Below are 18782 nucleotides of genomic sequence, written 5' to 3' on the forward strand. Positions count from 1 at the left end.
AGGATGGCCGCTGGCCGTATCACCAGGCGTTGAAGACTTCTTCCGCGATGCCAAAGGCCGTGCTAGCGCCGGTGCCGCTGGTGACCAGCACCAGCCGCGTGGCGTCGTCCGGCTGATCGATCAGGCAATCGGTGCTTGGCGACGAAGGATAGGTACCGACCCAGCGCTCCGTCACCCGCGCTTCCTGCAGCTTCAGCGTCTCGTGCAGATGCCGCAGGATCAGGTCGTCGACATGCTGGTCGGCGAAGGGTTCGAGCACCGGGCCGTAGTGGTGCGAATCGCCGACCACCAGCGAACCGTCGGCGCTCTGGACCACGATCAGGTGGATGCCATGGTCGAGCGACTCGCCCTCTTCCCGCTTCATCTGCTCGAGCAGTCTGGCGGCGGCCGGCAGCTTGCTGTAGCCGTGATAGCGCACCAGGCTCAGGTCGGCCATGACCGAACCCGGCAGCTTGAAGCCCTGTTCGGGCTGGACCCGAAGCATGTGGAGCTGGCACAGGCGCAGCCCATGCGGTGTGATCCGCTCGGCGAACAGTCCATTCAGGTCGGTGTTGGTGCAAACCGCAACGCGCTCGGCGTGCAGCGTGGCGCGCGATGTGCGAACCCTCGGGGTCGCGACCTCGAGCACCGCTTCGCCGAAGCGGAAGGTCACGCCCATCGATTCGGCCAGCCAGCGGGCCAGCAGGCCGATCGCGGTGCGCGACTCGACGCGCATCTCGTGCGGGCTGTAGAGCACGCCCTGCGCGCCATCGAGCTGCAGCACCGGCGCGCGCCGGGCGGCCTCCGCCACGTCGAGCAGTTCGCAGCCGTCGGCCATCGGCGTGGCCATGAACTCCTCGAGCACGTCGAGCGCCATCGGCCGGAACGCGGTCAGGAACAGCCCGTGGTGCAGCGCCGCGATGCCGGCCTGCGGTGCGACCTCGCCCCAGACTTCGCGCGCGCGCCGGGCGCGGCGCCAGGTGTCGCCCGCGCCCTGGCCGGTGACGGTGACGAAGCCGAAGTTGCGGATCGATGCACCGACGCAGGCCGCGTCGCGCTCGACCACGCAGACCTCGAGGCCCCGTTTGGCCGCGGTATAGGCGTGCGCCAGGCCGACGATGCCGGCGCCGACGACGATGAGATCGAAGTTCGTTTTCATTGGATGTCTCAGGGGCGAAAGATGTCGCTGCGCGGAAGCCGCAGCACCGGCCAGTGACGCCGCAACGCTTCCTGTGCCAGTTGGGGATCGGGGTCGACCGCCACCGGCTGGCCGACCGCCAGCAGCAATGGCAGGTCGTTGATGGAGTCGCTGTAGAAGGTCGCCTGCCGCAGCGCCTCGTCGGCTGGCATGGCGTGATCGGCAAGCCAGCTGCGCAGACGCGTCACCTTGCCTTCGCGCATGTTGAGCGTTCCCTCGGTCGTGCCGGCAAAGCAGCCATCAGGCTGAACCTGCAGCTCGGTCGAAATCAGGTGATCGAAGCCGAGCTCCGCGGCCGTGAGCTCGATCAGGAAGCGGCTGGTGGCGCTGGTCAGTACCAGTTGGTCGCCCTGCGCACGATGCTGGCCGACCAGCGCAAACGCGGCCGTCGGCAATCTAGGGCGGATGACCTGGGCCATGAACGCTTGCCGCAGGGGCTCCCATTGCGCGGCGCTGCGCCCCGCCAAGGTGCTCGCGAAGAATTCGCAGAAATCGGCGGGCGCGGCCTCGCCGGCGAAGTAGCGCCGGTCCATCTCGGCGTTGCGCTCGGCGAAATCGCGACCGAGCACGCCCTGCGCCACCAGGAACTCGCCCCACAACACCTCGCTGTCTCCGTTGAGCAGCGTGTTGTCGAGGTCGAACAGCGCAAGCCGGCTCATCGGGCGGGCGCCCTCCAGCGCTGCGTGCGCCGGTCGACCAGCTTGCCGAACGCCAGGTACAGCAGCGTGACGACGGTGGAAGTCGCCGCGATCAGCACCGCCATGGCCGCGGCCGGGCCGCTCTCGCCGGCCTCGTCGAGGTTCAGGATCGCCACGGCAGCCACCTTGGTGTCGGGCGAATACAGGAAGACCACCGCCGAGATCGTCGTCATCGCGTTGATGAAGAAATAGCGCGACACGTCCAGCAGCGTCGGCAGGCAGATCGGCAGCGTGACGCGCCAGAAGGTCTTGTAGAACGGCACCTTGAGCGAAGCCGACACCGCCTCGAATTCGGGATCGATCGACTTCAGCGCGGTCACCATCGTCAAGTGGCCGGTCGTGTAGAAATGGATGATCGTGCAGAGCACCAGCAAGGCGGTGCTCTGGTAGAGAAAGTTCAGCGGATTGGCCGGCGCATTGAAGAAGAAGATATAGCCCAGGCCGAGCACCAGGCCTGGCACGGCCATCGGCAGCATCGCCATCAGGCGGATCATCGGCCGCGCCCAGTCGAGGCCGCGCGTCTTCTCGAGCATGTACGCGCCGACGAACACGACGATGGTGCCGAACACCGCCGTGCAGGCCGCGAGCTTCAGGCTGTTGATCATCGCGTCGCCGAGTTCCGCATCGACCAGGCCCGACACGTAGTGCACCAGGCTCGGCGTGAGGTTGTAGGGCCAGAGCGTCGCGAAAGAGGCGAACACCGCCATGCAGAACATCGCGAGCATCAGCGCCGCAATGAGCATGCAGTACGCGGTCATCGCCAGGTCGAAGCGGCGCGCCGGCTTCGGCGTGAGCGGCACCGCGCGCGCGCTCAGCGTCGAGGTTTGCTTGCGCTGCACGAAATAGTCGATCGCGAAGGTGAATGCGGCCGGCGTCAGCAGCAGCAAGGCGACCACCGCGCCACGCTGGAAGTCCTGCTGGCCAATCACCAACTTGAACACGTCGGTCGCCAGCACGTTGAAGTTGCCGCCGACGACCTTGGGCACGCCGAAGTCGGTGATGACCAGCGTGAAGGTGACCAGCGCGGCGGAAATCAGCCCGTACTTGGCGCCCGGCAGTGTGATGGTGAAGAACTTGCGCAGCGTGCTGGTGCCCAGCGCGTCGGCCGCTTCATACAGCCGCGCGTCCGCCAGCGTGAGCGCGGTCACCAGGATCATCAACGTGTGCGGGAACGCGGCGAAGCACTCCGCCAGCACGATGCCCGGCGCACCGTAGATGCTGTCGAAACCGAGCGCGAGCCAGAAGTCCTTGGCGACGCCCTGGTTGCCGAACCAGTAGATCAGCGAAATGGCCGACAGCAGCGACGGCGCGAGCAGCGGCAGCAGCGTGATCGTGCGGAACAGGCCCTTGAACGGCATGCAGCTGCGCGTGAGCGCATAGGCGAAGGTGAAGGCCAGCGGCACCACGATCAGCGTGACCATCACCGAGACCCAGACGCTGTGCCACAGGCTCTGGAGCAATGCCGGCGACGCCAGATAGGCGGTGAAGGCACCGAAGCCGGCCGACGCGCCGCCGTCCTGCCCTTCGATCGCCTTGGACAGGATCAGCAACAGCGGCATGACCAGCCCGACGACCAGCAACAGCACCATGCCGACGAGCGCGACATGCGCGATGCGGTCGCTCCAGTGAACGCGCTGCTTGAGCGCAGGCGCCTTCAGGATGGCCGGCATGGCGACGCGGTCCGCAGGAAATTGGGGCGCTGGAACATGGCTCATCCAGCCGCCACGGGAAACACGCGCAAACGATCGGCACGCAACGCGAAGCGCAGCGTGTTGCCCTCGCGCACGTCGAACTCGTCCATCTGGTTGAGCGAGAACTGCAACTGCAGCGGCTGGCCGGGAATACCGTCGACGGCGACCTCGGCCAGGCAGTTGCTGCCCAGGAATTCAACGTGCCGCACGGTGCCCGTGCAGCGCATCGGATCGTCGTCGCGCACGCCGTCGACGACCCGGTCTTCGGGGCGCAGGTACAGCGACACTTCGCGTCCGGGCCGGAAATCCGCGCCGGCCTCGGGCTTGCAATGCAGGCGCATGTCGCCGCAGCGGAACCAGTGATCGCCTTCGGCCACCGCGGCCAGCCGGTTCACCTTGCCGACGAAATCGGCCACGAAGGGCGACGCCGGCTCGCGGTAGACCTGCATCGGCGTGCCGACCTGCTCGATCACGCCGTGGTTCATCACGACGATGCGGTCGGCCACCGACAGCGCTTCTTCCTGGTCGTGCGTCACCATGATCGTCGTCACACCCAGCTTGCGTTGCAGCGCGCGGATCTCGTTGCGCAGATGCACGCGGACGATCGCGTCGAGCGCAGACAACGGCTCGTCGAGCAGCAGCAGCCCCGGCGACGTCGCCAGTGCACGTGCCAGCGCGATGCGCTGCTGCTGGCCACCCGACATCTGCGACGGATACTTGGCGCCGCTGCCAGGCAGGCCGACCAGCTGCAGCAATTCGTCCACCCGCGGCGCCACCTGCGCGCGCGACTGCTTGCGATTGACCAGCCCGTAGGCCACGTTGTCCGCGATGCTCAGGTTGGGAAACAGCGCGTACGACTGGAACATGATCCCGTAGTCGCGCCCGGCCGGCGGTTCGACGGAGATGTCACGGCCGGCCTGCAGGATGGTGCCGGCGGTCTGCGTTTCCAGCCCGGCAATGATCCGCAGCAGCGTGGTCTTGCCGCAACCCGAAGGCCCGAGGAAACACACGAACTCGCCCCGACGGATCGTCAGATCGATGTCGTCCAGCGCGGTGAAACTGCCGAAGCTCTTCCGGATGCGCCGGAGCTCGAGGTAGGTGGCGTCGTTCATGTGTTCAGGGCGGTCTCGGGTTGGGCGCGGGCAATGGCGAGTTACTTCTTCTCGCTCTTCGCGTCGTAGCGCTTCGACCATTCGGCCAGCGTGCGTTCGCGACCGGCAGCGGCCTTGTCGAAATCGACCTTGATCAGGCGCGACTCGTAGTCGTCCGGAATGTTCGCCAGCTTCGGTGCCACGCCAGGCTGTGCGGTGATCGCGAAGTTCTTGCCGTACAGCAGCATCGCGTCCTTCGACGAAGCCCAGTCGGCCAGCTTCTTGGCGGCGTCGAGTTTCTTGGTGCCCTTGTAGATCGCGAAGCCTTCGAGGTCCCAGCCCAGGCCTTCCTTCGGGAACACCAGTTCGATCGGCGCGCCCTTGGCCTTGTTGGTATGGCCGCGGTACTCGAACGAGATCCCGGCGACGTACTCGCCCGCGGCGGCCATGTTGCAGGGCTTGGAGCCCGAATGGGTGTACTGGCCGATGTTCTCGTGCAGCGCGTCCATGTACTTCCAGCCACCGCCTTTGCCGTTGTCGTCGCCCCAGAGTTGCAGCCAGGCGACCACGTCGAAGTAACCGGTGCCGGACGATGCCGGGTTGGGCATCACGACCTGGCCCTTGAACTCGGGCTTGGTCAGGTCCTTCCAGGTGGTCGGGATCGGAATGTTCTTCTTCTTCGCCTCGACCGTGTTCACGCACACCACGGCGCCGAACACGTCCATGCCCCACCAGGCGGGCGGCGTCTTCTTGTCGCGGTACTGCGACATGATCGCGTCGAGGTTCAGCGGCGCGTAGGGCTCGAGCATGCCGTTGCGCTCGAACAGCGCGAGGCTGGAAGCGGCCACGCCCCAGATCACGTCGGCCTGCGGATTGGCCTTCTCGGCGAGCAGCTTGGCCGTGACCACGCCGGTCGAATCGCGCACCCACTTGATCTCGATGTTGGGGTTGACCTTGTTGAAGGACTCCTGGTAAGCCTTGAGCTGGTCGGTTTCAAGCGCTGTGTAGACCGTCAGCTGCGTCTTCTGCGCCAGTGCGCCAGCGGCGAAGGCCAGGCCGAGAACGGCGGCCACCAGAGATTTCGCGTATTTCATGAACGGAGACTCCTCATTTTGAAAAAGGGGGACTGTGGCGGCACGAGACGACATCCTCGTGACACACCGCCAAAGCAAAATCGGGGCCTGCATCTCTGGATTGCTTACTGTCTTTTGTAGATCGTAGACAATCTGCAATGAACGACCTACGATTCCGCCATGGCCAAGAAGATCTCCACCCACCCCGCCATCGCACAGCTTCAGTGCAATTCCCTCGCGAACCTGGTGCAGGCCGAGATCGAACGCATGATCCTGGACGGTGAGCTGGACTCCGGCGCCAAGCTCACCGAATCCACGCTGGCCGAGCAGCTCGGCGTGTCGCGCGGCCCGGTGCGCGAAGCCTTTCGCATGCTCGAAGAAGCCGGCCTCGTCCAGACCGAGAAGAACCGCGGCGTGTTCGTGCGCCATGTGCCGATCGAAGAAGCCCTCGAGATCTTCGAGCTGCGCGCCGTGATGGACCTGTACGTCGGCCGCAAGCTGGCCGCCGGTCTCGGCGCCACCGAAGTGCGCGAACTGCGCCAACTGGCCGACGCCATGGACCAGGCCGTGAAGGCCGACAACGCGCACGACTACCACCGCTTCAACCTGAAATTCCACGACCGGCTGCTGGAGCTCGCGGGCAACGCCAAGCTCACGGCCACCTATCGCAAGCTGGTCAACGAGCTGTCGCTGTTCCGCCGGCAGAACCTCACCAACGAATCGATGACGGTCTATTCGCGCGAGCACCGCCAGATCGTCAAGGCCATCGCGGCGGGCGACCCCGAAGCGGCCGGCCAGGCGATGTACCAGCACGTGATGAACAGCCGGGAGCGCACGCAGCGCAACTATCAGCAGAAGCAGGCAGCGGCTGCGGCCGAAGCCGCTGGCGGCGCGAGCAGGCTGTCGGCCGGCGCGGAGGCCTGAGCGATGGCACTCTCGCTGGACGACATCGAGACCCTGTTCGCGCGCCACGGCGCCGCGCAGTACAGCGGCGAACCCGTGACGCAGCTGGAGCACGCGCTGCAGACGGCCTGGCTGGCCGAGCAGGCCGATGCCGACGACGAACTCGTGACGGCGGCCCTGCTGCACGATCTCGGCCATCTGCTGAACGACCAGGGTGAATCGCCCACGCTGCGTGGCATCGACGACCTGCACCAGTACTTCGCCCTGCCCTTCCTGCGTGGCGTCTTCAGCGAGCGCGTGCTGCGCGCCATCCAGTGGCATGTCGACGCCAAGCGCTATCTGTGCGCGACGCGACCCGACTACCACCCCGCGCTGTCCGACGACTCCAGGCGCAGCCTGCTGCTGCAGGGCGGCATCTTCTCGACGGATGAAGCTGCCCGCTTCATCGCACAGGAGAACGCCGAAGACGCGGTGAAGCTGCGTCTCTGGGACGACCTGGCCAAGGCGCCGCAGTTGCAGACGCCGCCACTGGCGCACTATCTCGGCCGCGCCCGCCGATGCCTTCTCTCGTGATCGCGGCGACCCGGTGGCGCTGACGGGCCCGATCGTCCTGGCCGTGCTGTGCGGTGCGCTGCTGCACGCCAGCTGGAACGCGCTCATCAAGTCCGGCCGCGACAAGCAGCTCGACACCGCGCTGATCCACAGCCTGGGTTTCTTCGTCGCGCTGCCGCTGCTGTGGCATGCCGGGCTGCCGAATGCCGTGGCGTGGCCTTACATCGCGGCGTCCACCGTGATCCACCTCGGCTACTACATCGCGCTGGCCGGCGCCTACCGGCATGGCGATCTCGGCCTGACCTATCCCGTGATGCGCGGCTGCGCACCGCTGCTGGTTGCGCTGGGGAGCGTGGCTTTCATCGGTGAGCGGCTGTCGGTCTCGGCATGGATCGGCGTGGCCGTGATCTGCACGGGCGTTGTCGTGCTGGGACTGTCGCGCTCCGCGTTGCACGCTGGCGACGAGGCGCAGCGGCGCAAGGCCCTGCGCTTCGCGTTCAGCAACGCCGCGATCATCGCGCTCTACACGGTGATCGACGGACTGGGCGTGCGCGCGTCGGGCGACGCCTCGGCGTACGTGGCGGCGCTGTTCCTGTTCGACGGCATTCCCTACCTGCTGCTGGTCCTGTGGCAGCGCGGACCGCAGCGTGGCGCTGCGCTGCGCTACATGGCCGGCCGCTGGAAGATCGCTGCGATCGGCACGCTGGCATCGCTCGGGAGCTACGGTATCGCGTTGTGGGCGATGACGCGCGCACCCGTTGCAGTCGTCGCGGCACTGCGCGAGACCTCGGTGCTTTTCGCCGCCGTGATCGGCACGCTGCTGCTGCGCGAACCCTTCGGATGGCAGCGCGCCATCGGCACGCTGGTCATCGTCTGCGGCGTGATGGCGTTGCGCTTCGGCTGAGCCGTCTTACGCGGCGCGCACGCAGTCTGCGTAGTAACGCTTCTTGCCGGTCTCATCGACGCGCGCCACGAGGCCGTGGATGTCGGTCTCGAAGCCCGGACACTGGGTGTTGAATTCGCGCGCGAACTTCAGGTAGTCGACGATCTTCTTGTTGAAGACCTCGCCCGGAATCAGCAGCGGAATGCCCGGCGGATACGGCGTAATCAGGCTGGTGGTGATGCGGCCTTCGAGCTCGTCGATTTCCACGCGTTCGGTCTTGCGGTGCGCGATGTGGGCAAAGGCATCGCTCGGCTTCATGGCGGGCGTCAGGTCCGACAGGTACATCTCGGTGGTGAGGCGCGCCACGTCGTACTTGGCATACAGCTCATGGACGCGCTGGCACAGGTCGCGCAGGCCCATGCGCTCGTAGCCCGGATGCTGCTGGCAGAACTCCGGCAGGATGCGCCACATCGGCTGGTTGCGCGCGTAGTCGTCCTTGAACTGCTGCAGCGCCGTCAGGAGCGTATTCCAGCGGCCCTTGGTGATGCCGATCGTGAACATGATGAAGAAGCTGTAGAGACCGGTCTTCTCCACGATCACGCCGTGCTCCGCGAGGAACTTGGTCACGATGCTGGCCGGGATGCCGCTGTCGGCGAACTTGCCCTGCAGGTCCAGGCCCGGCGTGACGATGGTCGACTTGATCGGGTCCAGCATGTTGAAGCCATCGGCCAGCTTGCCGAAGCCATGCCAGTTGCGCTTGGCACTGCGCGACTTGCTGTCGGTGCTGCCTTCGCCCTTCATGATCCAGTCTTCGGCGCGGCCGATGCCTTCGTCGACCAGCTTCTCGGGGCCCCAGACCTTGAACCACCATTCGTCCTTGCCGAACTCGGCCTCGACCTTGCGCATGGCACGGCGGAAGTCGAGCGCCTCCAGAATGCTCTCTTCCACCAGCGCGGTACCGCCGGGCGGCTCCATCATGGCAGCAGCCACGTCGCAGCTCGCGATGATCGCGTACTGCGGGCTGGTTGACGAATGCATCAGGTAAGCCTCGTTGAAGAGGTCACGGTCGAGCGCCCGGTTCTGCGAATCCTGCACCAGCACATGGCTGGCCTGGCTGATGCCGGCCAGCAGCTTGTGCGTGGACTGCGTCGCGAACACCAGCGACTCCTTCGGCCGCACGCGGCGCTTGCCCATCGCGTGGTAGGCGCCGTAGAACGGATGGAAGGCCGCATGCGGCAGCCAGGCCTCGTCGAAATGCAGCGTGTCGACGTAGCCGTCGAGCATGTTCTTGATGGTCTCGGTGTTGTAGATCACGCCGTCGTAGGTCGACTGCGTCAGCGTCATCACACGCGGCTTGACCTTGTTCGGATCGCGATCCTTCAGCAGCGGGTTGGCCTTGATCTTGGCCTTGATCGCGCTCTGCTCGAATTCGCTCTTGGGGATCGGGCCGATGATGCCGAAGTGATTGCGCGTGGGCTTCATGAAGACCGGAATCGCGCCGGTCATGATGATCGCGTGCAGGATCGACTTGTGGCAGTTGCGGTCGACCACCACCACGTCGTCGGGCGCCACAGTGTGGTGCCACACCATCTTGTTGCTGGTGCTGGTGCCGTTGGTCACGAAGAAGCAGTGGTCGGCATTGAAGATGCGTGCCGCATTGCGTTCGCTGGCCGCCACCGGGCCCGTGTGGTCGAGCAACTGGCCGAGTTCTTCCACCGCGTTGCAGACGTCGGCGCGCAGCATGTTCTCGCCGAAGAACTGGTGGAACATCTGGCCGACCGGGCTCTTCAGGAACGCCACGCCACCCGAATGGCCAGGGCAGTGCCACGAGTACGAACCATCTTCCGCGTAGTCGATCAGCGCCTTGAAGAACGGCGGCTGCACGCCTTCGAGGTAGCTCTTGGCTTCACGGATGATGTGGCGCGCCACGAACTCCGGCGTGTCCTCGAACATGTGGATGAAGCCGTGCAGCTCGCGCAGGATGTCGTTCGGAATGTGCCGCGACGTCTTGGTCTCGCCGTAGATGTAGATCGGCACGTCGGCATTCTTGCGCCGGACTTCGCCGATGAAGTTGCGCAGATTCAGCACCGCCGGGTCGAGGTCGGGGCCGACCGTGAACTCTTCGTCGTCGATCGACAGGATGAAGGCGCTGGCCCGGCTTTGCTGCTGCGCGAACTGGCTCAGGTCGCCGTAGCTGGTCACGCCCAGCACCTCGAAGCCCTCGCTCTCGAAGGCTTGCGCGAGCGCGCGGATACCGAGCCCCGAGGTGTTCTCGGAGCGGAAGTCCTCGTCGATGATGACGATCGGAAAGCGGAATTTCATTCAGGGGGCTCCGGACAGGCAAAGAGGCGCGAAGTGTACGGAATTTGCATGAAAGTCTCTCGGCGCTTTTGAATGAGAATGCAAGGCCTTCCACAACGGGGAACCGTCATGGCCAACTCCACCGTCTGGTGGCTCATCGCAGGGGCGGCCATCGTGCTCGAACTGCTTTCCGGCACCGTCTATCTGCTACTGCTCGGCGTGGGGTTTGCGGCCGCGGCAGTGGCTGCGCACCTGGGCTTCTCACCGACGGTGCAGATGGTGGTCGCCGCCGTCATCGGTGTCGGCGCGGTGCTGGCCTGGTATGCGATCCGCCGCGGGCGGCCGGCCGAAGCACCCAGCCCCGCCAACCGCGACGTGAACCTCGACATCGGCGAGCGTGTCCATGTGCCGCGCTGGGCATCCGATGGGACTGCAGCGGTCCGCTACCGCGGCGCCCAATGGACGGTGGTGCCGCGGCCCGGCACGATACCGATCGCAGGCGAGCACCAGGTCGTCGAGATGCATGGCAACCGGCTGGTCGTCGAACCCGTCTGATACCGCTGATACCCCTGATACAGACAAGATACAAGGAGCAACCATGGATTTCGCAGTTCCCTTGGTCATTCTCGCCATTGCGGTGATCGTGATCAGCCAATCCGTCAAGTTCGTGCCCCAACAGAACGCCTGGGTGCGCGAGCGGCTGGGCAAGTACCACAGCACGATGACGCCCGGCCCCAACTTCCTCATTCCGTTCATCGACAAGGTCGCCTACAAGCACAGCCTGAAGGAAATTCCGCTCGATGTGCCGAGCCAGATCTGCATCACGCGCGACAACACGCAATTGCAGGTCGACGGCATCCTGTATTTCCAGGTGACCGACCCGATGCGCGCGAGTTACGGCTCGTCGAACTACATCGTCGCCGTCACGCAGCTCGCGCAGACCTCGCTGCGCAGCGTCATCGGCAAGCTCGAGCTCGACAAGACCTTCGAGGAGCGCGACATCATCAACGCGCAGGTCGTCGCCGCGATCGACGAAGCCGCGCTGAACTGGGGCGTCAAGGTGCTCCGCTATGAGATCAAGGACCTGACGCCGCCGAAGGAAATCCTGCAGGCGATGCAGCGCCAGATCACAGCCGAGCGCGAAAAGCGTGCCCTGATCGCGGCCTCGGAAGGCCGACGCCAGGAGCAGATCAACATCGCGACGGGCGAGCGCGAGGCTTTTATCGCACGCTCGGAGGGTGAAAAGCAGGCTCAGATCAACAATGCGCAAGGCGAAGCCGCCGCCATCACGGCAGTTGCGGAAGCGACCGCGGGTGCGATCGAACGCGTGGCCGCAGCCATTCGCCAACCTGGCGGCGAACAGGCCGTCCAGCTGAAGGTCGCCGAACGCGCAGTCGACGCCTACGGCAAGGTTGCTGCCGATGCAACGACAACGCTGATCGTGCCCAGCAATATGACGGAAACGGCCTCGCTGATTGCCTCGGCGATGCGCATGGTGCAAGCGGGCAAGCCGGGAAATCCGTCCTGAGGGCCACTCACCGAGCGGAAAGACCCTTTTGCCACTGCTATAATCATGGGCTCGGAGCGGTGGATGAGCGGTTTAAGTCGCACGCCTGGAAAGCGTGTGAGGGTTAATAGCCCTCCGCGGGTTCGAATCCCGCCTGCTCCGCCAGTGAATGCAAGGGAAGTCGTTGTCAGCAGCGACTTCCCTTTTTTGTTGCCAGCCAGCCAATCGATCCATCGCGTCGGTCATCGACTCATAGCCCTCGCAGCATGATGCGATCTACCGCAGGCGGCATCAACGGCGCCTGCAGCTGGATGTAAGCCTCCAACGCGTCGACGTCCTGCCCGCCTCCGACCGCATCGGTGCCTTCCAGCAGCACCGAGAAGTTGTCGCCGCCAGCCGCCAGGAAGCTGTTCATCGCCACGCGATATCGCGCTCCGTCCACCACGTCCGCCCCTTGAAGCCGGAGACCCGAGATGCGCTCGCCAGCCGGCTTCGACACGTCGCAGACATAGCTGAAACCCGTCGACGGATACAGCACACGCGGTGTACTCAACGTATTGGTGCCGCTGGCGAGCTGCTGCTCCAGCAGCCGGCGCAGCTGCGCGCCGGTGAAGGTCTTCACGACCAGGCTGTTGCCGAAAGGCTGGGTGCTGAAGAGCTGCCCGTAGGTCACGCTGCCGTCGGCAGCCGGAACCAGGTCGGCACGCACGCCGCCCGGATTCATGAAGGCGATCTGCGCACCACCGCGGTCTTGCGGCTGCGTTGCCGCCAGTTGCGCGTCGGCGATCAGGTTGCCCAGTGTGCTCTCGCGCGATGCAGAAGGTTGCCGGGTCAACGCCGCACCGATTCGCCCCACCACACGTTGGGCCAAAGGCGCGGCAGCCGCCGCGTAGCGCTCGATCAGCGCGGCGACAGTCGGATCCTTGCGGAAGATCGGGAAGTCTTCGCGCAATGCCACGGTCTTGCCGGCACGGTCGAATGCTTCACCCTGCACGATCAGGTTGTCAGCGCTCTTGCGAACGACGCGACCGCTTTGGGTATCGATCGACAAATGGATCTGCGTGAGCAAGGTGCCGTACTGCCCTGCGCTGGTGAGCAGCAGGTCGCGCGCAGGGTTGCCGGCAGCCAGTTCGCAGATATACGACTGATGTGTGTGACCTGAAATCACCACGTCCACCTCGGGCGAAAGCCGCGCCAGAATCGGCAGGATGTCGCCCCGCAAGCCGGGACAGCGCTTGTCGTTGTAGCCACCGCTGGTCATGCCGCCTTCGTGGATCAGCACCACGATCGCATTGGCACCTGCGGCCTTGAGCGGCGCAATCTGCGCATTGATCGTGTCAGCCTCGTCTGCAAAGTGCAATCCCGCGACACCCGATGGGGTCACCAGGCTTGGCGTGTTGCGCAACGTCAGGCCGATGAAGCCGATCTGCACGGTCGCGTCTCCCTGTGTGAAGCGCTTCATGCCGGTTGCCGGAAACAGGGTACGGCCGTCTTCACGCAAGGTATTGGCGGCGAGAAAGCCGAAGTTCGCACCGGGGAACGCCTTGTTCACCCGACAGGGCTCGAGCGCCGTGTGTCGCGCGCAACCACCTTGCTTCATCCGGATGAGCTCATCCTGTCCCTTGTCGAACTCGTGGTTTCCCATCGCGTTGAAGTCGATCTCCATGGCGTTCACGGCCTCGATCGTGGGCTCATCGAGAAACAGCGCCGACACCAGCGGCGACGCGCCGATCATGTCGCCCGCCGAAACCACGGCATGGTTGGGGTTTGCCCGTTTCAACAGCGCGATCGCCGATGCGAGATAGGCGGCGCCACCAGCCGGTATCGACACGGAAGCCGCGCCGGGTGCCGGAGAAGAAATCGCCATATGCGGCGGCTCGAGATTTCCGTGCAGGTCGTTGAACGCGATCACCGCAACGTCGATGGTTGCTGCAGGCCCAGGCGTCGATGGCACTGGCCGGTGAGCCATCGGTGCGCAACCGCCAAGTACGAAGCAAGCAATGATTGCGAGCCGGACCACGGCACCGCCTGTTGATGAGAAATTGCCTGGCACCCTGCCCCCTTCCGTCCGGATGTATCGATCTAAAGCAAGTGTGCCGCAACGCCCATGTAGTGGCTGACGGTGCCGCCGACCACGAACAAGTGCCAGGTACCGTGACCAAAGCGCCAACCGCTGCGGTTACGGTAGAACACGGTGCCCGCAGTGTAGAAGAGCGCCCCTGCAATCAACCAGGCCAGCCCCGCCGCACTGAGCTGCAGCGCCACGGGCACCGCGCCAAGAACGCAACACCAGCCAAGCACGAGATAGGACGACAGCGATGGAATGGCCCCCTCCTCGGCGCGCCATGCCCGCCAGACGCCCACCAGCGCAGCGCACCAGATGGCCGAGAGGAAGAGCCAGCTGATCAACCCGGGTGCCACAGCCAATGTGAATGCCGTGCAGGTTCCGGCGATGAGCAGGTAGATCGCGCAATGGTCCGCGCACTCGCAGTGCCGCTTGATCGCACCATCGCTCCCATGGAACAGCGTCGACGCCAGGTAGAGCAGCACCGCACAGAAAACGAAAACGAGCGCCCCCAGCATGGCCACCGAAGCACCATGGCGCATCGTTCTGTCGATCAGCAGGAGGGCGCCGGCGACAGACACGAGCAACCCCAACGCATGGCTCGCCGTATTGAAGCGCTCGCCGACGGGGCCCAGGAAGCCGCGCGCCCTGCCCCGCCTGTTCAGGCCAAGCTCAGAATGAGTTGGTGTCTTCGCAGAAGTCACAGTCATCGGGGATTTCCTCACGTGGACCGGTATCGAGGTCGGTCGACAACAACTTGATCGCCGCATGGCCGGCATCCAGCGCCTCGATGTAGGTGCGAAAGCCATGGACCGACTCCATCAGCACCTCGAAGGTGTTGGAAAAGTCGAACGACTCCAGGATCACCCAGCTGAAATCCGCCTCGCCATGCTGTTCGACCGTCAAGGCAAGAGAAAGAAGATGGCTGGACATAGGGAGGCACTGGCACAAAGGATATGAGGACTTCGCGGACGGCGATTGCCGCTGCGTGCCAACCATCCTGCTTTGCCGAAATTTCCTGGGCATGACAAGCCCTCGCCTTGCTGCCGTGATTTCCAGCCATGCAGCAAGGGGCAAATAAAAAAAGGGGCCCGAAGGCCCCTCTTTCATTTGCGGCAGTATGCCGATCAGCGCACCACGGCGATCTGAGTACGCACGCCACCCTTGTAGGTGTACAGCGTGAGGGCACCGTTCTTGATGTCGCCCTTTTCGTCGAACGCGATCGGGCCGGTCAGGCCCTTGTATTCGACCTTGCTGACTTCCGGCAGGTACTTTTCAGGATCCGACGAACCGGCCTTGACCATCGCAGCGGCCAACACTTGCACAGCGTCGTACACGTACGGTGCATAGATCTGCACTTCGACGCCGTTCTTTTCCTTGAACTTGGCCTTCCAGGCATCCAGCGGTGCCTTGAAGTCGCCGTCCACGCCGCCGGCTTCCGCGCAGACGACCATTTCTTCGCCGATGGCATCGCCAGCCAGCTTGGCCAGTTCGCCGGTGCAAAGGCCGTCGCCGCCCATGAACTTGACGTTCATGCCGAGCTGCTTGACTTGCTTGAGCATCGGGCCGCCGACGGCGTCCATGCCACCGAAGAACAGCACGTCGGGCTTGGCGCCCTTGAGCTTGGTCAGGATGGCGTTGAAGTCGGTCGACTTGTCGGTGGTGAATTCGTGGCCGACGATGGTCGCGCCAGCGGCCTTGGCCGACTTCTCGAACTCTTCGGCAACGCCTTGACCATACGCGGTACGGTCATCGATCACGGCGATGTTCTTGCCCTTGAGCGTTTCGACGGCGTACTTGCCGAGCGTGCCGCCCAGTTGGGTGTCGTCAGCCACCACGCGGAACGTGGTCTTGAAACCCTGGCGGGTGTACTTGGGGTTGGTCGCCGAAGGCGAGATCTGCGGGATGCCTGCGTCGCTGTACAGCTTGGATGCAGGAATCGTCGTGCCCGAGTTCAAGTGGCCGACCACGCCGTTGACCTTGCTGTCGACCAGCTTCTGGGCGACAGCGGTGCCTTGCTTCGGATCGGCCGCGTCGTCTTCGGACAGCAATTCGAACTTGGCGACCTTGTCGCCGATCTTCACGCCCTGGGCATTCAGGTCCTCGATGGCCATCTTGGCGCCCAGTTCATTGTCCTTGCCGAGGTGGGCGATGGCGCCGCTGGTCGGAGCCACATGGCCGATCTTCACGACCAACGCGTCGGCGGGAGGTGCAGCTGCGGGTGCAGCGGCGGTGGGCGCAGGTGCCGCGGCCGGCGCAGCGGCTTCTTCCTTCTTGCCGCAAGCCACTAGCGTGAGAGCAGCCAACGCGACCGCAGTCCATTTCAATTGCATGGGAACCTCCAGAACATGATGAATAGAGAAAAAACCGTTATTTCCAACCGGTGCGACAGCAGAGCAAATTCCGCGCCGAGCCAGGCGTTCAGGCGCCCTCGCGCCGTCGAACCCAAGGCAGTTTAGCCGAGGTTCAGGGGCGCGAAAACGGTGCTGTCCCTTGGTTTTCCGAAAGTTCCGCAGCCAGGGACTCGGCCACGAGCTGGCGCAGAACACCCTCGATTTCGGTCCGCAACCTCGGGACCATCGCGTCGAGCTGAGCCTGCACGGCGGCGGACACCACATCGCTCAACCGGTCCTCCAGAGATCGGTCGATGCGCTGCAGCACGCGATTCAGCACATGCTCTTCAAGTCCGAAGATGTCGGCGTCCGACAGCGGCAGCGGACCGATCGCAATCGCCTGCGCCGCGTCGGCCACGGCGGAGTCGGGTGGCGCGTCGGCGGAAGACGCATCCACAACCGTATCGGGACCCGATTCGATCACCTCGGTCAACGTCGGAACGAAGCGCGGCGGCGTGCGCAGGCCGTCCATCAGCGACCGCCTCCGCCAGCGAAATCGTGCCGCGTGATCGCATAGCCCCGATCCGCATAGTGGCGCCAGCGGCTGCGGGCCAGTTGACGGTCTTCGTCATCGCTGCTCACGATGTCGACGAGCCGGTCGAAGCGTTCGAAGCCGGCAGGCACCGGCGCACCGAGATTGACGACCACCTGCTGGTGAGGCAACTGCATCGCGCAGCTGGACGAGAGGATCACCGGCGAGCGGTGCACGAGCCCGGGCTCGGCGTCGGCACGGCAATGCGCGATGAAGTCCACGGGAGAAAACTCCCACAGAGCAGCATCGATCGCATCGAGCGTCGGCGGATCGGCCACCACGACCACGCGTGCACCGCGCGCGGCAACGGCCTTGCGCAGCAGGCGGCAGGCATAGCCGACCTTGTCCGGCGTATTGAAATGAAAGTCGATGCCGGTCACGCGGGCGTGCGCGGCTTGCGCGCGGGCTTGGACGGTGCAACGGCCGGCGTCGCGGCGACCGCACCGCTGCGTGCCTGTTCGAGCAGGTAGGAAACCAGCAATCCGACCGGCCGGCCCGTCGACCCCTTGGCCGCGCCGCTCTTCCAGGCCGTGCCGGCGATGTCCAGATGCGCCCACGGAAACTTCGTCGCAAACCGCTGCAGGAACTTGGCCGCGGTTATGGCACCACCCGCGCGGCCCGCGACGTTGGCCACATCGGCGAAATTGGTCTTCAAGCCTTCTGCATACTCGTCGTCCAGCGGCAGGCGCCAGCAGCGGTCCTGCGCGGTCTCGCCTGCGGTCTCGAGCGCCTTGGCCAGCGCATCGTCACTGGAAAAGAGGCCGCTGCGCACGCCGCCAAGCGCCACCACGCAGGCGCCGGTGAGCGTTGCGATGTCGACCACGGCCGCAGGCTCGAATCGCTCCGCATACGTCAGGGCATCGCACAGGATCAGGCGGCCTTCCGCGTCGGTGTTCAGCACCTCGATGGTCTGGCCGCTCATGCTGGTGACCACGTCGCCGGGCTTGAGCGCACGGCCGTCGTTCATGTTCTCGCACGACGGTATCAGGCCCACCACGTTGATCGCCGGCTTGAGGTCACCCAATGCACGGAACACGCCGAGCACGCTCGCCGCACCGCACATGTCGAACTTCATTTCGTCCATCTCGGCGGCAGGCTTCAAGGAAACGCCGCCCGTGTCGAAAGTGATGCCCTTGCCGACCAGAACGACCGGCGCCTGCGACTTGGGCGCACCGTGATAGTGCAACACGATGAAACGCAGCGGCTCGGCCGAGCCTTGCGCCACTGCGGCAAATGAGCCCATGCCCAGCTTCGCGACTTCCTTGGGGCCCAGCACATCGCACTTGATGCGGGGCAGGGAAGCCAGCGACTTGGCGGCATCCGCAAGCATCGACGGCGTGGCATGGTTGGCCGGCCGATTGCCCCATTCCTTGGCGAGTTCCACGCCGGCAACCAGCGCGGCACCTTCGTCGAAGGCATCGGCTACCGCCGCAGCGCTCGGCACGCCGATCGTCAGTTGCCGGATGCTGCGGCCTTCGGCCTTCGGCTTGGTGGTCGTGTAGACATAGCTGGCATCCGCCGCCGCGAGCACCGCGCACCGGACTGCAGCGGGTTCCGTCGCATCGGCAAACAGGATCGTGACCTTTTTCGGGGCAAGCGCCTTGGCGGCGCCAACGGCCGCCGTCACCGCACTGCGTACCGAGCCCGGCGTGCCGTCGGCGATCGACGCCAGCAGCACACGCGGCGCGGCCACCCCGATCGGGCGATACAGCGCGAGCAGCTTGCCGGCCTTGTCCGGCAGATCGCCAGCCTTGCGAGCGGCGGCAATCAGCGGCGTCAGCGCGTCCTTGGACGAAACGGCGGCACCGGTGGGCGCACTGCCGACGAGCACGATCAGGACGTCGGCCTTTTCGCCGGCCGCCTGTACGTTGGTGAGGGTCTTGAGTTGAAAGTCCATAATCCTTTTTTTCCCTCGT

General features: G+C 65.0%; 18 protein-coding genes and 1 tRNA gene. 6 read left to right on the plus strand and 13 right to left on the minus strand.

Annotated elements, in window-relative coordinates:
* Nucleotides 1–19: 19 nt before the first annotated feature.
* Genes AC07PZ_RS27770 through AC07PZ_RS27790 form a run of 5 tightly spaced genes read right to left on the minus strand, consistent with a single transcriptional unit; the run spans nucleotide 20 to nucleotide 5751 of the window.
* Nucleotides 20–1138 (minus strand): TIGR03364 family FAD-dependent oxidoreductase, encoded by a 1119-nt coding sequence (locus tag AC07PZ_RS27770; RefSeq protein WP_495298399.1) that lies wholly within the window; start codon nucleotides 1136–1138, stop codon nucleotides 20–22.
* Between the two features lie 8 nt (nucleotides 1139–1146).
* The gene (locus AC07PZ_RS27775) at nucleotides 1147–1836 is read right to left on the minus strand and encodes an HAD family hydrolase (RefSeq protein WP_495298400.1); all 690 of its coding nucleotides are present in this window, start codon (nucleotides 1834–1836) and stop codon (nucleotides 1147–1149) included.
* Nucleotides 1833–3545: a putative 2-aminoethylphosphonate ABC transporter permease subunit gene (locus tag AC07PZ_RS27780; RefSeq protein WP_495298401.1), complete on the minus strand. Its 1713-nt coding sequence runs from the start codon at nucleotides 3543–3545 to the stop codon at nucleotides 1833–1835. The genes AC07PZ_RS27775 and AC07PZ_RS27780 overlap by 4 nt, the downstream gene beginning before the upstream one ends.
* Before the next feature lie 41 nt (nucleotides 3546–3586).
* Entirely contained in the window at nucleotides 3587–4678 is a 1092-nt protein-coding gene (locus tag AC07PZ_RS27785; RefSeq protein ID WP_495298402.1) for a putative 2-aminoethylphosphonate ABC transporter ATP-binding protein, read from the minus strand.
* Nucleotides 4679–4719: 41 nt separating this feature from the next.
* Nucleotides 4720–5751 carry a putative 2-aminoethylphosphonate ABC transporter substrate-binding protein gene (locus AC07PZ_RS27790; protein ID WP_495298403.1) on the minus strand — a complete coding sequence of 344 codons (1032 nt, stop codon included), beginning with the start codon at nucleotides 5749–5751 and terminating at the stop codon, nucleotides 4720–4722.
* A gap of 159 nt (nucleotides 5752–5910) precedes the next feature.
* On the opposite strand from AC07PZ_RS27790, the gene AC07PZ_RS27795 reads away from it, so the two are divergent.
* The 3 genes from AC07PZ_RS27795 to AC07PZ_RS27805 are packed head-to-tail and all read left to right on the plus strand — an operon-like array spanning nucleotide 5911 to nucleotide 8089.
* Nucleotides 5911–6654, plus strand: coding sequence for a phosphonate utilization associated transcriptional regulator (locus AC07PZ_RS27795; RefSeq protein ID WP_495298404.1), 744 nt, complete (start codon nucleotides 5911–5913; stop codon nucleotides 6652–6654).
* A 3-nt stretch (nucleotides 6655–6657) separates the two neighbouring features.
* A complete protein-coding gene (locus AC07PZ_RS27800; protein WP_495298405.1) occupies nucleotides 6658–7206 on the plus strand; it encodes a phosphonate degradation HD-domain oxygenase in 549 nt (182 codons plus the stop codon).
* Between the two features lie 13 nt (nucleotides 7207–7219).
* Nucleotides 7220–8089 carry a DMT family transporter gene (locus AC07PZ_RS27805; RefSeq protein WP_495298406.1) on the plus strand — a complete coding sequence of 290 codons (870 nt, stop codon included), beginning with the start codon at nucleotides 7220–7222 and terminating at the stop codon, nucleotides 8087–8089.
* Nucleotides 8090–8095: 6 nt separating this feature from the next.
* On the opposite strand, the gene AC07PZ_RS27810 is transcribed toward AC07PZ_RS27805, so the two are convergent.
* The gene (locus AC07PZ_RS27810; protein ID WP_495298407.1) at nucleotides 8096–10390 is read right to left on the minus strand and encodes an Orn/Lys/Arg family decarboxylase; all 2295 of its coding nucleotides are present in this window, start codon (nucleotides 10388–10390) and stop codon (nucleotides 8096–8098) included.
* Between the two features lie 108 nt (nucleotides 10391–10498).
* Between AC07PZ_RS27810 and AC07PZ_RS27815 the strand changes: the two genes are divergently transcribed.
* From AC07PZ_RS27815 to AC07PZ_RS27825, 3 genes are all read left to right on the plus strand, one after another.
* Entirely contained in the window at nucleotides 10499–10924 is a 426-nt protein-coding gene (locus AC07PZ_RS27815) for an NfeD family protein (RefSeq protein ID WP_495298408.1), read from the plus strand.
* Between the two features lie 43 nt (nucleotides 10925–10967).
* Nucleotides 10968–11897, plus strand: a complete 930-nt coding sequence (locus AC07PZ_RS27820; protein ID WP_495298519.1) for an SPFH domain-containing protein — start codon at nucleotides 10968–10970, stop codon at nucleotides 11895–11897.
* A gap of 53 nt (nucleotides 11898–11950) precedes the next feature.
* Nucleotides 11951–12041, plus strand: a tRNA-Ser gene (locus AC07PZ_RS27825).
* Between the two features lie 85 nt (nucleotides 12042–12126).
* Here AC07PZ_RS27825 and AC07PZ_RS27830 read toward each other — a convergent pair.
* The 7 genes from AC07PZ_RS27830 to AC07PZ_RS27860 all read right to left on the minus strand — a co-directional run bounded on the left by AC07PZ_RS27830 (nucleotide 12127) and on the right by AC07PZ_RS27860 (nucleotide 18763).
* Complete coding sequence (locus AC07PZ_RS27830; RefSeq protein WP_495298520.1) at nucleotides 12127–13845, minus strand: bifunctional metallophosphatase/5'-nucleotidase; 1719 nt, start codon at nucleotides 13843–13845, stop codon at nucleotides 12127–12129.
* A gap of 113 nt (nucleotides 13846–13958) precedes the next feature.
* Complete coding sequence (trhA, locus tag AC07PZ_RS27835) at nucleotides 13959–14651, minus strand: PAQR family membrane homeostasis protein TrhA (RefSeq protein WP_495298409.1); 693 nt, start codon at nucleotides 14649–14651, stop codon at nucleotides 13959–13961.
* Nucleotides 14614–14874 (minus strand): hypothetical protein, encoded by a 261-nt coding sequence (locus tag AC07PZ_RS27840; protein WP_495298410.1) that lies wholly within the window; start codon nucleotides 14872–14874, stop codon nucleotides 14614–14616. Before AC07PZ_RS27840 ends, trhA begins: the two co-directional genes overlap by 38 nt.
* A 194-nt stretch (nucleotides 14875–15068) precedes the next feature.
* Entirely contained in the window at nucleotides 15069–16274 is a 1206-nt protein-coding gene (locus AC07PZ_RS27845) for a branched-chain amino acid ABC transporter substrate-binding protein (protein WP_495298411.1), read from the minus strand.
* 133 nt (nucleotides 16275–16407) lie between these two features.
* Nucleotides 16408–16806, minus strand: coding sequence for a hypothetical protein (locus AC07PZ_RS27850; RefSeq protein ID WP_495298412.1), 399 nt, complete (start codon nucleotides 16804–16806; stop codon nucleotides 16408–16410).
* Nucleotides 16806–17246: a DNA polymerase III subunit chi gene (locus tag AC07PZ_RS27855; RefSeq protein ID WP_495298413.1), complete on the minus strand. Its 441-nt coding sequence runs from the start codon at nucleotides 17244–17246 to the stop codon at nucleotides 16806–16808. Before AC07PZ_RS27855 ends, AC07PZ_RS27850 begins: the two co-directional genes overlap by 1 nt.
* The gene (locus AC07PZ_RS27860; RefSeq protein ID WP_495298414.1) at nucleotides 17243–18763 is read right to left on the minus strand and encodes a leucyl aminopeptidase; all 1521 of its coding nucleotides are present in this window, start codon (nucleotides 18761–18763) and stop codon (nucleotides 17243–17245) included. The genes AC07PZ_RS27855 and AC07PZ_RS27860 overlap by 4 nt, the downstream gene beginning before the upstream one ends.
* Nucleotides 18764–18782: the final 19 nt, after the last annotated feature.

The organism is Variovorax sp. GW821-FHT10B04 (genome assembly GCF_059415645.1).